Origin of the sequence: Pseudomonas sp. KBS0710 (genome assembly GCF_005938045.2) — a bacterium.
Classification (GTDB): domain Bacteria; phylum Pseudomonadota; class Gammaproteobacteria; order Pseudomonadales; family Pseudomonadaceae; genus Aquipseudomonas.
In genome coordinates this window covers 3,926,588-3,940,013 of the sequence record NZ_VCCF02000001.1, presented here as the reverse complement: position 1 = coordinate 3,940,013, position 13,426 = coordinate 3,926,588, and the positions used below count along the sequence as shown (strand labels likewise).

Annotated in this window: 12 protein-coding genes; all 12 read left to right on the top strand. The window is 55.1% G+C overall.

All coding sequences use genetic code 11. The features are described 5' to 3' along the window. Positions 1–94: 94 nt before the first annotated feature. The 12 genes from serC (at position 95) to FFI16_RS17835 (ending at position 13,366) form a co-directional block, all read left to right on the top strand. Positions 95–1,180 carry a 3-phosphoserine/phosphohydroxythreonine transaminase gene (serC, locus tag FFI16_RS17890; protein WP_138816145.1) on the top strand — a complete coding sequence of 362 codons (1,086 nt, stop codon included), beginning with the start codon at positions 95–97 and terminating at the stop codon, positions 1,178–1,180. Continuing rightward, on the top strand, positions 1,180–2,274 hold the full coding sequence (gene pheA, locus FFI16_RS17885) for a prephenate dehydratase (RefSeq protein WP_003172650.1): 1,095 nt from the start codon (positions 1,180–1,182) through the stop codon (positions 2,272–2,274). Before serC ends, pheA begins: the two co-directional genes overlap by 1 nt. A gap of 9 nt (positions 2,275–2,283) precedes the next feature. Further along, entirely contained in the window at positions 2,284–3,396 is a 1,113-nt protein-coding gene (gene hisC, locus FFI16_RS17880) for a histidinol-phosphate transaminase (RefSeq protein ID WP_138816144.1), read from the top strand. Between the two features lie 28 nt (positions 3,397–3,424). Beyond that, positions 3,425–5,635, top strand: coding sequence for a bifunctional prephenate dehydrogenase/3-phosphoshikimate 1-carboxyvinyltransferase (locus FFI16_RS17875; protein ID WP_256666302.1), 2,211 nt, complete (start codon positions 3,425–3,427; stop codon positions 5,633–5,635). Next, on the top strand, positions 5,632–6,321 hold the full coding sequence (gene cmk / locus FFI16_RS17870; protein WP_138816142.1) for a (d)CMP kinase: 690 nt from the start codon (positions 5,632–5,634) through the stop codon (positions 6,319–6,321). Before FFI16_RS17875 ends, cmk begins: the two co-directional genes overlap by 4 nt. Positions 6,322–6,441: 120 nt before the next feature. Continuing rightward, positions 6,442–8,136 carry a 30S ribosomal protein S1 gene (gene rpsA / locus FFI16_RS17865; RefSeq protein ID WP_138816141.1) on the top strand — a complete coding sequence of 565 codons (1,695 nt, stop codon included), beginning with the start codon at positions 6,442–6,444 and terminating at the stop codon, positions 8,134–8,136. 176 nt (positions 8,137–8,312) lie between these two features. Beyond that, complete coding sequence (locus tag FFI16_RS17860) at positions 8,313–8,597, top strand: hypothetical protein (protein ID WP_138816140.1); 285 nt, start codon at positions 8,313–8,315, stop codon at positions 8,595–8,597. 132 nt (positions 8,598–8,729) lie between these two features. Next, a complete protein-coding gene (gene ihfB, locus FFI16_RS17855; protein WP_003218804.1) occupies positions 8,730–9,026 on the top strand; it encodes an integration host factor subunit beta in 297 nt (98 codons plus the stop codon). A gap of 24 nt (positions 9,027–9,050) precedes the next feature. Then, positions 9,051–9,293 carry a LapA family protein gene (locus tag FFI16_RS17850; RefSeq protein ID WP_138816139.1) on the top strand — a complete coding sequence of 81 codons (243 nt, stop codon included), beginning with the start codon at positions 9,051–9,053 and terminating at the stop codon, positions 9,291–9,293. A 762-nt stretch (positions 9,294–10,055) separates the two neighbouring features. Continuing rightward, positions 10,056–11,240 carry an oligosaccharide flippase family protein gene (locus FFI16_RS17845; RefSeq protein ID WP_178112691.1) on the top strand — a complete coding sequence of 395 codons (1,185 nt, stop codon included), beginning with the start codon at positions 10,056–10,058 and terminating at the stop codon, positions 11,238–11,240. A gap of 99 nt (positions 11,241–11,339) precedes the next feature. Further along, positions 11,340–12,347, top strand: coding sequence for a glycosyltransferase family 2 protein (locus tag FFI16_RS17840; protein ID WP_138816137.1), 1,008 nt, complete (start codon positions 11,340–11,342; stop codon positions 12,345–12,347). Between the two features lie 5 nt (positions 12,348–12,352). After that, the gene (locus tag FFI16_RS17835) at positions 12,353–13,366 is read left to right on the top strand and encodes an EpsG family protein (protein WP_178112690.1); all 1,014 of its coding nucleotides are present in this window, start codon (positions 12,353–12,355) and stop codon (positions 13,364–13,366) included. Positions 13,367–13,426 lie beyond the last annotated feature (60 nt).

Here is a 13,426-nt window from a genome sequence, read left to right as displayed (position 1 = left end):
TGGATCGCTTTCGCGAGCAAGCCCGCTCCCACATTGGATCGGGTGTCGGCTGATATGTTTGCGTGACTACCACCAGATCAGAGTGAGATTGGATGTGAGCAAGAGAGCCTATAACTTCTGTGCCGGTCCCGCGGCGCTTCCTGAAGCAGTCCTGCAGCGTGCGCAGGGTGAACTCCTCGACTGGCATGGAAAAGGCCTCTCCGTGATGGAAATGAGCCATCGCAGCGATGAGTTTGTGTCCATCGCCACCAAGGCCGAGCAGGATCTGCGCGACTTGCTGGGCATCCCTTCCAACTACAAAGTACTGTTCCTGCAAGGCGGCGCGAGCCAGCAGTTCGCCCAAATCCCGCTGAACCTGTTGCCCGAAGACGGCACTGCCGACTACATCGACACCGGTATCTGGGGCCAGAAGGCGATTGAAGAGGCTTCGCGCTACGGTCACGTCAATGTGGCCGGCACCGCCAAGCCTTACGATTACTTCGCCATTCCCGGCCAGAACGAGTGGAAGCTGTCGAAAGACGCGGCCTACGTTCACTACGTCGCCAACGAGACCATTGGCGGCCTGGAGTTTGACTGGGTGCCGGAAGTGGGCGACGTGCCGTTGGTGTGCGACATGTCTTCGGACATCCTCTCGCGCCCGATCGATGTGTCCAAATACGGCATGATCTACGCCGGTGCGCAGAAGAACATCGGCCCGAGCGGCATCCTGGTCAACATCATCCGCGAAGACCTGCTGGGTCGTGCGCGTTCGCTGTGCCCGACCATGCTCAACTACAAGGTCGCGGCCGATAACGGCTCGATGTACAACACGCCACCGGCTTTCGCCTGGTACCTCTCCGGCCTGGTGTTCGAGTGGCTGAAGGAGCAGGGCGGTGTGGCCGCCATGGGCAAGCTGAACGAAGAGAAGAAGCGCACCCTGTACGACTTCATCGACGCCAGCGGTTTGTACAGCAACCCGATCAACCTCACCGACCGCTCGTGGATGAACGTGCCGTTCCGTCTGGCTGATGACCGCCTGGACACGCCATTCCTGGCCGGTGCCGACGCACGCGGCCTGTTGAACCTCAAGGGTCACCGTTCGGTCGGTGGCATGCGCGCCTCCATCTACAACGCTGTCGACATCCACGCGATCAACGCGCTGGTTGCCTACATGGCAGAGTTCGAAAAGGAACACGGCTAATGTCTGAGCAAGAACTCAAGGCTCTGCGTGTACGCATCGACAGCCTGGACGAGAAAGTCCTTGAGCTGATCAGTGAGCGTGCGCGCTGCGCCCAGGAAGTCGCCCGCGTGAAGATGGCGTCCCTGGCCGAAGGCGAAGTGCCGGTGTTCTACCGGCCTGAGCGCGAGGCACAGGTACTCAAGCGTGTGATGGAACGCAACAAAGGCCCGTTGGGCAACGAAGAGATGGCGCGGTTGTTCCGTGAAATCATGTCGTCGTGCCTGGCGCTGGAGCAGCCGCTGAAAGTGGCCTACCTCGGCCCGGAAGGCACTTTCACCCAGGCGGCGGCCATGAAGCACTTCGGCCACGCGGTGATCAGCAAGCCGATGGCGGCCATCGACGAAGTGTTCCGCGAAGTAGCGGCCGGTGCGGTGAATTTTGGCGTGGTGCCGGTGGAAAACTCCACCGAAGGCGCGGTCAACCACACACTGGACAGCTTCCTTGAGCACGACATGGTGATCTGCGGCGAAGTTGAGCTGCGTATCCACCACCACCTGCTGGTGGGTGAGAACACCAAGACCGACAGCATCAGCCGTATCTACTCCCACGCCCAATCGCTGGCCCAGTGCCGCAAGTGGTTGGACGCACATTACCCGAATGTCGAGCGCGTGGCGGTGTCCAGCAACGCCGAAGCGGCCAAGCGGGTCAAGGGTGAGTGGAATTCGGCGGCCATCGCCGGTGACATGGCTGCGGGCCTGTATGGCCTGACACGCCTGGCCGAAAAAATCGAAGACCGCCCGGATAACTCCACGCGCTTCTTGATGATCGGCAGCCAGGAAGTGCCGCCCACCGGCGACGACAAGACCTCGATCATCGTCTCCATGAGCAACAAGCCCGGTGCGCTGCATGAGCTGCTGGTGCCGTTCCACGATAACGGGATTGACCTGACGCGCATCGAAACTCGCCCTTCGCGCAGCGGTAAATGGACGTATGTGTTCTTTATCGACTTCATCGGCCATCACCGCGACCCACTGGTCAAAGGTGTGCTGGAGAAAATCAGTCAGGAAGCCGTGGCACTCAAGGTGCTGGGCTCTTACCCGAAAGCGGTTTTGTGAGGCTTTAACATGAGTGGCAACTTCCTCGCCCTGGCTCAGCCGGGCGTGCAACAACTGTCGCCTTACGTTCCAGGCAAGCCTGTGGACGAGCTGGCGCGTGAGTTGAACCTGGACCCGTCGAAGATCGTAAAGCTGGCCAGTAACGAAAACCCGTTGGGCCCAAGCCCCAAGGTGCTGGCGGCAATTCGTGAAGAATTGACCGAACTGACCCGCTACCCGGACGGTAATGGCTTCGCCCTCAAGTCGTTGCTGGCCGAGAACTGCCGCGTCGAACTGAACCAAGTCACTTTGGGCAACGGTTCCAACGATATTCTTGAGCTGGTTGGCCGTGCGTACCTGGCGCCGGGCTTGAATGCGGTGTTCAGCGAGCACGCGTTCGCCGTCTACCCGATCGTGACCCAGGCTGTGGGCGCTGACGCCCGCATCATTCCTGCCAAGGATTGGGGCCATGACCTGCCGGCCATGCTGGCGGCCATCGACGCGCAAACACGCGTAGTGTTTATCGCCAACCCGAACAACCCGACCGGTACCTGGTTCGACGCCCAGGCGCTGAACGACTTCCTGCAAGACGTGCCCGAGCATGTGCTGGTGGTGCTGGACGAGGCCTACATCGAGTACGCCGAAGGCAGCGACCTGCCGGACGGCCTGGACTTCCTGGCGGCTTATCCGAACCTGCTGGTGTCGCGCACTTTCTCCAAGGCCTATGGCCTGGCATCGCTGCGCGTGGGCTACGGCTTGTCCACCGCGGTGGTTGCCGATGTGCTCAACCGTGTGCGCCAGCCGTTCAACGTCAATAGCCTGGCGTTGGCGGCGGCGTGTGCGGCGGTCAAGGATGTCGAATACCTGGAAGAAGGCCGGCGCATCAACGAAAGCGGCATGTTGCAGCTGCAGGAAGGTTTCCGTGAGCTGGGCCTGGGCTGGATTCCTTCCAAGGGCAACTTCATTTGTGTCGATCTGGGCCAGGTAGCAGCTCCTGTGTTCCAAGGGCTGCTGCGCGAAGGCGTGATCGTGCGCCCGGTGGCCAACTACGGCATGCCGAACCACCTGCGTATCACCATTGGCTTGCCGGCTGAAAACAGCCGCTTCCTGGAGGCGTTGGCCAAGGTTCTGGCTCGTGGTTGATGTCACTGCATTGCAACCTGCTGTGCCTATGATCGGTCGCCTGGTGGTGGTCGGCCTGGGGTTGATCGGCGGCTCCTTCGCCAAAGGCCTGCGTGAAAGCGGGCTGTGTGGCGAGGTGGTCGGTGTGGACCTGGACCCGCAATCGCGCAAGCTGGCGGTGGAGCTGGGCGTGGTGGACCGCTGTGAGGCAGATCTGGCGCTGGCGTGCCAGGGCGCGGATGTGATCCAGCTCGCGGTGCCGATCCTGGCGATGGAGAAGTTGCTGGCCTTGTTGGCCGACATGGACCTTGGGCAAGCGATCCTCACGGACGTCGGCAGTGCCAAAGGCAATGTGGTGCGCGCCGCCAAACTCGCGTTTGGTGGCATGCCGGCGCGTTTTGTCCCGGGCCATCCGATTGCCGGTTCCGAGCAGAGCGGCGTCGAGGCGTCCAATGCGCAGTTGTTCCGCCGCCATAAGGTGATTCTGACACCGCTTGAGCAGACCGAGCCGGCGGCCTTGGCGGTGGTGGATCGCCTGTGGCGCGAGTTGGGCGCGGATGTCGAGCACATGCAGGTTGAGCGCCACGACGAAGTGTTGGCGGCGACCAGCCATTTGCCGCACTTGCTGGCCTTTGGCTTGGTGGATTCTTTGGCCAAGCGCAACGAAAACCTTGAGATTTTCCGTTACGCCGCCGGCGGCTTCCGTGATTTCACGCGGATTGCCGGCAGTGACCCGGTGATGTGGCACGACATCTTCCTCGCCAATCGCGAAGCGGTGTTGCGCACCCTGGACACCTTCCGCAGTGACCTCGACGCCTTGCGCGATGCGGTGGATGCGGGGGATGGCCATCAATTATTGGGCGTGTTCACCCGTGCGCGAGTGGCGCGTGAGCATTTCAGCAAGATCCTGGCGCGCCGGGCCTACATGGAAACCGCTGTGAACGCCGATGAGCAGACTTTTCTCGCCAGCCCGGGTGGCCGCTTGAGCGGGCAGATCCGGGTGCCGGGCGACAAGTCGATCTCCCATCGGTCGATCATGCTGGGCTCATTGGCCGACGGCGTGACCGAAGTCGAAGGTTTCCTCGAAGGCGAAGATGCCTTGGCAACCTTGCAGGCGTTTCGTGACATGGGTGTGGTCATTGAAGGGCCGCACCATGGGCGCGTGACGATCCATGGTGTGGGTTTGCACGGTTTGCAGCCGGCGCCGGGGCCGATCTACCTGGGTAACTCCGGCACGTCGATGCGGTTGCTGTCCGGGTTGCTCGCGGCGCAGCGCTTTGACAGTGTGTTGACCGGTGATGCGTCGTTGTCCAAACGCCCGATGAACCGCGTGGCCAAGCCGCTGCGGGAAATGGGGGCAGTGATCGAAACCGGGCCGGAAGGGCGTCCACCGCTGACGATTCGAGGTGGCCAGGCGCTCAAGGGCCTGAATTATTCGATGCCGATGGCCAGTGCACAGGTGAAGTCCTGCCTGTTGCTGGCCGGGTTGTATGCCGAGGGCAAAACCTCAGTGACCGAGCCTGCGCCGACCCGTGACCATACCGAGCGGATGTTGCGCGGCTTTGGTTATCCGGTTGCCGTGGCGGGGGCTACCGCGTCTGTCGAATCGGGCCACGCATTGACGGCTACCCATATAGAAGTGCCGGGGGATATTTCCTCTTCGGCGTTCTTCCTGGTGGCGGCTTCCATTGCCGAAGGCTCCGAGTTGTTGCTGGAGCACGTGGGCGTCAACCCTACCCGCACCGGCGTGATCGATATACTGCGGCTGATGGGCGCGGATATTACCCTGGAAAACCCGCGTGAAGTGGGTGGTGAGCCGGTTGCCGACCTGCGCGTACGCGCCGCTGAGTTAAAAGGCATCGAGATTCCCGAAGCCTTGGTGCCGCTGGCGATCGACGAATTCCCGGTGTTGTTCGTGGCGGCGGCCTGTGCCGAAGGGCGCACCGTGCTGCGTGGCGCCGAAGAACTGCGGGTCAAGGAGTCCGACCGCATCCAGGTCATGGCCGACGGTCTGTTGGCCCTCGGCGTGAAGTGTGAACCGACACCTGATGGGATTATCATTGACGGCGGCCCAATGGGCGGTGGCGAAGTGCAATCTCATGGTGATCACCGCATCGCCATGGCGTTCAGCGTGGCTTCTCTACGGGCGACAGCGCCGATTCGTATCCGTGACTGCGCCAACGTAGCTACATCTTTTCCGAACTTTCTTACACTGTGTGCCAACGTCGGCATCCGTGTTGCCCAAGAGGCTCAATTGTGAATATCAAAGCACCGGTGATTACCATCGACGGGCCAAGCGGCTCGGGCAAAGGCACGATCGCCGGCATTCTGGCCAAGCGCCTGGGCTGGTGCCTGCTGGACTCCGGCGCGCTGTATCGCCTGCTGGCCTTTGCCGCGCGCAACCATGGCGTCGACCTGACCAACGAAGAGTCCCTGAAGTTGCTGGCGGCGCACCTTGATGTGCAGTTCGTCGGCGCGACGGAAGGTCATCCGCAGCGCATCATCCTCGAAGGTGATGACGTGACCGATGATCTGCGCAACGAACAAGTCGGTTCCTGGGCCTCCCAGGTTGCCGCGCTGCCGGCCGTGCGCGACGCATTGCTGCAGCGCCAGCGGGCGTTTCTGGAACCGCCGGGCCTGGTCGCCGATGGCCGTGACATGGGTACGGTGGTGTTTCCCGAGGCGCCGCTGAAGATTTTCCTGACCGCCAGCGCCGAGGAGCGTGCTCGCCGCCGTTACTTGCAGTTGAAGGGCAAAGTCGATGGTGTTAGTCTGTCGAGTCTGCTAGATGAGATCCGTGCACGCGATGAGCGTGATACCCAGCGTGCGGTAGCCCCGCTCAAGCCGGCGGCTGACGCCATACAGCTGGATTCCACGGAGTTGTCCATCGAGCAGGTGCTGGAACGCATCTTGAGTGAAATCGCCATTCGCGATATCGCCGGGTGATCAAGAAGGCCGCAGGGGACCAGTCATAGTCCTGCGGTGGCTTCTTTTAACTGAAACTGACCCACACCGTCTGGGGTGTGGAGATGGGCGTATTCTTCGCCCTTATCAACAGGAATTAAAATGAGCGAAAGCTTTGCGGAACTCTTTGAAGAAAGCCTAAAAACCCTGAACCTTCAGGCAGGCTCCATCATCACCGGTGTTATCGTTGATATCGATTACCAAGCTCGCTGGGTAACCGTTCACGCTGGTCTGAAGTCTGAAGCTCTGATCCCGCTGGAACAGTTCTACAACGATGCTGGCGATCTGACTATCAATGTCGGTGACGAAGTTCACGTTGCTCTGGACTCGGTTGAAGACGGTTTCGGTGAAACCAAGCTGTCCCGTGAAAAAGCCAAGCGCGCTGAATGCTGGATTGTTCTCGAAGCAGCCTTCGCAGCTGAAGAAGTGGTCAAGGGCGTTATCAACGGTAAGGTTAAAGGCGGCTTCACTGTCGACGTTAACGGCATCCGTGCGTTCCTGCCAGGTTCTTTGGTCGACGTTCGTCCTGTGCGCGACACCACGCACCTGGAAGGCAAAGAACTCGAATTCAAGGTCATCAAGCTCGACCAGAAGCGCAACAACGTTGTCGTTTCCCGTCGCAGCGTCCTGGAAGCAGAGAACTCCGCCGAGCGTGAAGCTCTGCTGGAATCCCTGCAGGAAGGCCAACAAGTCAAAGGTATCGTCAAGAACCTCACCGATTACGGCGCATTCGTCGATCTGGGTGGCGTCGATGGCCTGCTGCACATTACCGACATGGCTTGGAAGCGTATCAAGCATCCTTCCGAAATCGTCAACGTTGGCGACGAGATCGATGTCAAGGTTCTGAAGTACGATCGTGAGCGTAACCGCGTTTCCCTGGGCTTGAAGCAGCTGGGCGAAGATCCATGGGTTGCTATCAAAGCTCGTTACCCAGAAAGCACTCGCGTAACCGCGCGTGTTACCAACCTGACCGACTACGGCTGCTTCGCAGAGCTGGAAGAAGGCGTGGAAGGCCTGGTACACGTTTCCGAAATGGACTGGACCAACAAGAACATCCACCCTTCGAAAGTCGTACAAGTCGGCGACGAAGTGGAAGTTATGGTTCTGGACATCGACGAAGAGCGTCGTCGTATCTCCCTGGGCATCAAGCAGTGCAAATCTAACCCATGGGAAGATTTCTCTGGCCAGTTCAACAAGGGCGATAAAATCTCCGGCACCATCAAGTCGATCACCGATTTCGGTATCTTCATTGGTCTGGACGGCGGCATCGACGGCCTGGTTCACCTGTCCGACATCTCCTGGAACGAAGTTGGCGAAGAAGCTGTTCGTCGTTTCAAGAAGGGCGACGAGCTGGACACCGTTATCCTGTCGGTTGACCCAGAGCGCGAGCGCATCTCCCTGGGTATCAAGCAACTGGAAAGCGATCCGTTCTCCGAGTACGTTCAAGAGAACGACAAAGGCGCAATCGTTAAGGGCATCGTGAAAGAAGTTGACGCTAAAGGCGCCATCATCACTCTGGCCGACGATATCGAAGCGACTCTGAAAGCCTCCGAAATCAGCCGTGACCGCGTTGAAGACGCGCGCAACGTTCTGAAAGAAGGCCAGGAAGTAGAAGCCAAGATCATCAGCGTTGACCGCAAGAGCCGCGTAATCCAGCTCTCCATCAAGTCGAAAGACGAGATCGAAGAGAAAGAAGCCATTCAGAGCCTGCGCGACAAGCCAGCCTCCACTGAGCCTTCTGCTGGTCCTACCACTCTGGGCGACCTGCTGCGTGCACAAATGGAAAAACAGAACTAAGTTCTGTCAGACCATAGAAAAAGGGCGACTTCGGTCGCCCTTTTTTGTGCCTGAAATTCGTTGAATCAACAAGTTAGAACCAAGCTGTGCAGCCCAGTGTCAGAGCTGACTATAGTTCTTAACACAGGAGTTCTTAACACAGGCTCCGCCGTGTCGTTGTTTCAATAAGGATTTGAATGAACAGGCTCATCGTATTCTTCGCAGTAGCGCTGCTTGCAGGCTGCACCGCCACCAGTGCCATAACCCACGCCAAGCGCGGGGTCAGCGGCATCGAGATCGACTGTTCGGGGCTTGGCAGCAACTGGGACAAGTGTGAGAAGCGCGCCGCCCGTGAGTGCAAGATGCAGGGCTACAAGGTCATCACCCGTTCCAGTGACGCCAAGGACGAGGAGGGCGACTACCTGTTCGGCTGGAACCCTGCTGGCGCTGTCACTCGCACCATGCTGGTGATCTGTAAATGAGCGGGTCAGGCATGTGTTGCGGGTACCCATGGGTGCCGCAGATAAGTTGGCGGGTGGGCTGTTCAAATTCATCAAGTCATGCTAAAACCTTCGAAGCGCTTTTCCTAGCTGCTTGAAAAAGAAGGGAAAAATATGACGAAGTCGGAGTTGATCGAACGAATTGTCACCCATCAAGGGCTGCTTTCATCCAAGGATGTAGAGCTGGCTATCAAGACTATGCTTGAACAGATGTCCCAATGCCTGGCTACCGGAGACCGCATTGAGATCCGTGGTTTTGGCAGCTTCTCCCTGCACTACCGCGCGCCGCGCGTTGGTCGCAACCCGAAAACCGGGCAATCCGTCAGCCTTGACGGTAAGTTTGTGCCTCACTTCAAGCCGGGCAAGGAATTGCGCGATCGTGTGAACGAAGACGAGGAAGAAGGCGTCTGAGTCTTTTTGAGGTAGGAGTAAATTATGCGTGGGGTTAAGCGCGTTGTTCTGGTCTTATCGGTGCTGATTGTCGCGCTGGTGGTTTTGGGCTTTGTGCTGGAAAACCGGCAAGCGGTCTCTGTTTCGTTCCTGGGGTGGTCCACCATGCAGATGCCGATATCTGTGTTCATGGTGCTGTCCTTGATCGTAGGGATGGTCATCGGCCCTGTACTTGGTGTGTTGTTGCGCGTTAACGGTCGGCGTCGGTCGAAGTCGTTGGAGCGTTAGTCCTTCTGTTCTTATCTACACCCATCATGTGGGCCTCGCCCCAAGTGATATGTGGAGGGTGTAGGTTGATGGCTGTATATTCAAACTACTTGCATGGCAACCACGCAGTTCCTTCCTGGAGCGGATGCTTACAGCATCTATCAGCTTATGCACGATTCCTATACCTGTGCATAATCGATTCTTCCATATTCGCAATTCTTGATGATGGCACCTTGATGCTTACGGAGCAGGTTTAACCCTGTCTGGCGGGTATTGCTGCCCGTTTCTTTACACATTAGGCGCGGATACTCTGAATCGCCTGCTACACTCTTACCCTTCTGCCTACTTAACCGGAAGTCATGCTGGCTGCAGCAGCATGGGCTGAAGGGTATAATTGCGCGGCCAGTCGGAAATATCTTTTCAAGGAGTAGGCCGTTAAGCCGTTGAGTGGTTTCTTTGTACGCTTAATGCGTATAGGCAGCAGCTTTCAGCTTTTCCTGACAAAATGTTACCGAGGTTGGATGTTCTACTACTCCATCGAGTGCGGGGCTGCTCATTGGAGGCTTTGCCTGAGCTATGCCTGCTTAGACGGGAAAAATCTTTGTTTTAGTTGATTTCCGGTATAGGTTTCCTTCAGGCTTGACCCGGCGATTTCAGCAGCCTTGGGCGTTGAGTTGAAGGGGGCTTTGAGGTGGTTAAAACTTTGTGAGGTGTTGGTTGAATTTTGCTGCTATAAAAATACTACTACAGCAAAATATGAGAGTAATCAGTAATTATTCCCATATGACTATTTTGCAAGTCATGAACTCGTTCTTTTATATCCTGATCTACCCGTTTGTCATTAATACGGTGGGTGTTGATAATTATGGGTTGTTCGTGTTTGCCACAAGTATTGCAACCTATTTTATGGTGTTCATAAATTTTGGTTTTGATATGCATGCCGCCAAACTCGTCTCGTTGAGTCAGGACGACAGGCATTTACATGCCTCGTTGTTGTCCTCAGTGACGCTGGCGAAGGTGTTGTTGGAGGTGTTGGCGCTGATTGTGTTCGTCGCGTTGGTGTTGAATATTGATTTTTTAAGATCCAACAGCGCACTGTTTTTTTTATGTTTTGCCAATACCCTGTCGTGTATATTCTTGCCGACCTGGTACTTTCATGGTTTGCAGAAAATGAAAGTACTGACGTTGATCCAGCTATCTTTTAAATTGCTCTCTCTGCCGCTGATCTATTTTTCCATCAGCGGCGAGGGCGATATAGCAGTTTATACAGCCATTGTGGTCTTCACCAATGTGATTGCGTCGGCTGTGGCATTTGTTGTGGCTGTCCACATGAGCGGTCAAGCGTTGAGGTGGCCATTATTCTCACATCTGAAGCAGTTGCTTAAGCAGGTTCAGCCGTTTTTTTGGTCGACGGCGACAAATACACTTAAGCAGAAAAGTGTTGAGATTATTATTGGCTCTTTCTTTGGGATGAAAGAGCTGGCTATTTATGACCTGGCGAATAAAATATTTTCGGTGCCCAGTTTATTGGCCTCTAATATAAACGCTGCTCTGTTTCCCATCATGGTAAAGAAAGCCAAGAAAAATGTAGTCAGTCAGGTGATCAAGATAGAGTTCTTTGTCGGGCTGCTATGTATTCTTTCTGTGGTGGTCGGCGGTTACTGGGTGGTGGACCTCGTGTCGGTGCATGACATGCACGACGCCTATTACTTGTCGATCATGTTGAGTTTTAACATAATGACATTCTTGATTGTAGGCAGTCATATCTATTTTATTTATGTGCCGCACCAGCGCTACGACCTTGTCTTGCGGAACCAAGTGGTGTCGGTGATATCTTTCTATAGTTTTTGTGCCGCTTACCTGATGGTCAGCTGGAGCGTTTATTCCGTGGTGTTGGCGCTTGTCAGCTCGGCCCTGCTGGAAATTGTCTATAGTTACTCATTGGTTAAAAAAGTAGAGGGATATTAGTCTGTCAAGGCAGGTCGTCATGCGCTGTGTGGTCAGGCTGCCAGCCAGTGTGTTGCTGGATCATAAAACCCCTCTGTGAGAGTTGGAGTACGAGAAAATATGGACCCGTTTAATATTCCAGTGGTTTTGTTTCTGTTCAAGCGAATAGATAAGCCGCTTGAGGTCATCAAGCAGATCTCCAAGGTGGCGCCTGCCAGGCTCTACCTGTTGGCCGATGGTGGGCGTACCGAAGAGGAGAAGGCGCAGGCTGCGAAATGCAGGGAAGCTATCGAGGGTGCGATCACATGGGATTGTGAGGTCATAAAAAAATATGAGCACGAGAATATAGGGGTTTATGCAAACATCGCCGAAGGTGCAAAGTGGGTCTTTGAGCGCGAAAAGTTTGCTATTTTTCTCGAAGATGATAATTTGCCGGAGCTGTCGTTTTTCAAGTTTTGTGAAGAGGTATTGGCTAAGTATCAAGATGATACGCGAGTACTGTGGATTTGCGGTACAAATTATTTGAAAGAGTACGAGCCTGCCGACGGCTCCAGTTACGTGTTCAGCAAGAATATGATGCCGTGTGGTTGGGCGTCATGGGCGCACAAATTCAATAAGTTTTATGATGGTGAGCTCACGCTCTGGCAGAATAAGTACGTACAGGAGCGAATTAAAGGCGAGTACCTTTATAAGAAGCTGTACTACCAGGACAAGTACAACTTCGAATATGAGCTGGACGCCAAGGCGACGCGCGGAAAGTTTTACTCCTGGGATTACCAGATGAGCTTTTCGATGCGTGTGCATAACGTTTATGCCGTGGTGCCAAAGTATAACCAGATAAAGAACATTGGCGTTGATAATGATTCCACGCATGGCGGTAATAGCTTGGCAGACGTGATGGTGGAGCGGTTCTGCGGGATTCAGACCAAGGCAATGGAGTTTCCGTTGAAGCACCCACAGAGTGTGCTTCTTGACGTGGGTTTTGAAGTGCCTGTTGCGAAAATAATATTGAATCCTGGGTTCTTTTCGTTGCGCTCCAGAACCTCTCGGTTCATTCGGGAGCGCCTTGGAATCAAGAAAACCCAAAGTATAGTAAGCTTTCTAAAGAGTCGATTTTTCGGGAAGTGATGCGGATGTACAAAAAACGATCACTGTCGATCTTCCTGGCATTATTGGTGTTTTTGATAATGTGGGGGCTCTATGGCTGGAACTCCTGGAACGGCGACAGGGATGCGTATGAGCTGTACTACCATACGCGTGATACCTATGCCAGTTGGGGCGGTGAGGTAGGTTATGGTTATCTGAATATACTCGCCAGCCAGTCCGGCCTTTCATTTCAGTCGTTCCAGATCTTGATTTCACTGGTCACGCTGTTCCTGGTCTTTAGGTATATCGTCAAACGAACAGTGTCGCCGTTTCTGTCTATTCTTATTTACATGGTGTGCTTTTTCTCGCTCGACTTTGTGTTGATGCGAAACTTTCTGGCCTTTGCTATTTTCTTGCAGGCCATGATTGTCCTCTTTGAAGGGCATAAGTATTGCCGGGTTAAATACGCGCTGCTAATCATGCTGGCGACAGCGATGCATCAATCATCATTGATGTTCATGGTGTTTGTTTTTATGCCGCTGGACCGGGTGGTGCCGCTTGGGAGATTTTTCCTATGCTACCTGACATTCATAGCATGCTATGTAGTCGCCCGGTACGTGGTGCCCCTGCCGGACAGCGTGGCAAGCCATTTTAATTTTTATAATACGACCTGGAAGAGTATACTGGCGAACGTCCTTACTCATCTCGTATCGTTTGTCTTGTTCGTACTGGCGGTGATGGGGGAACGGAAGAGTCTCAGCAGAGTAGACTGTTCGATGGGGCGCGATAAAGAACTCGCCTTCATTCTGAATTTGAATATTTTTTCATTGTTCTTTCTTGTGCTGTATTTTGAGTCTGAGATTTTTATCCGGTTGTTGCGAGTGATTATTTTCTTCAATATTTTGCATTGTGCCAACTCGCTGTTTATAAAGCGCCGCAACTACCTGTTTTTGTTATCGTATGTGGTGGTGTTTGGTGGCTATCTGGTGCTGTTTTTCCTCGTGCCTGTTGCCCAAGGCACCTATATTGCCATGTGGAAAAACAATCTGTTTTTAAACTGAGGTATCAGCCAGAGCGCTGTAGAAGGTGTTTGCGTGCAGCCGTACATCTTTCGACGTTTT

Bases quoted from the DNA above. Each gene is read 5' to 3' on its own strand.
- FFI16_RS17835 (WP_178112690.1), top strand. From the start codon at position 12,353: ATGTACAAAAAACGATCACTGTCGATCTTCCTGGCATTATTGGTGTTT.
- rpsA (WP_138816141.1), top strand. From the start codon at position 6,442: ATGAGCGAAAGCTTTGCGGAACTCTTTGAAGAAAGCCTAAAAACCCTG.
- ihfB (WP_003218804.1), top strand. From the start codon at position 8,730: ATGACGAAGTCGGAGTTGATCGAACGAATTGTCACCCATCAAGGGCTG.
- pheA (WP_003172650.1), top strand. From the start codon at position 1,180: ATGTCTGAGCAAGAACTCAAGGCTCTGCGTGTACGCATCGACAGCCTG.
- FFI16_RS17845 (WP_178112691.1), top strand. From the start codon at position 10,056: ATGACTATTTTGCAAGTCATGAACTCGTTCTTTTATATCCTGATCTAC.
- FFI16_RS17850 (WP_138816139.1), top strand. From the start codon at position 9,051: ATGCGTGGGGTTAAGCGCGTTGTTCTGGTCTTATCGGTGCTGATTGTC.
- hisC (WP_138816144.1), top strand. From the start codon at position 2,284: ATGAGTGGCAACTTCCTCGCCCTGGCTCAGCCGGGCGTGCAACAACTG.
- FFI16_RS17860 (WP_138816140.1), top strand. From the start codon at position 8,313: ATGAACAGGCTCATCGTATTCTTCGCAGTAGCGCTGCTTGCAGGCTGC.
- FFI16_RS17840 (WP_138816137.1), top strand. From the start codon at position 11,340: ATGGACCCGTTTAATATTCCAGTGGTTTTGTTTCTGTTCAAGCGAATA.
- FFI16_RS17875 (WP_256666302.1), top strand. From the start codon at position 3,425: ATGATCGGTCGCCTGGTGGTGGTCGGCCTGGGGTTGATCGGCGGCTCC.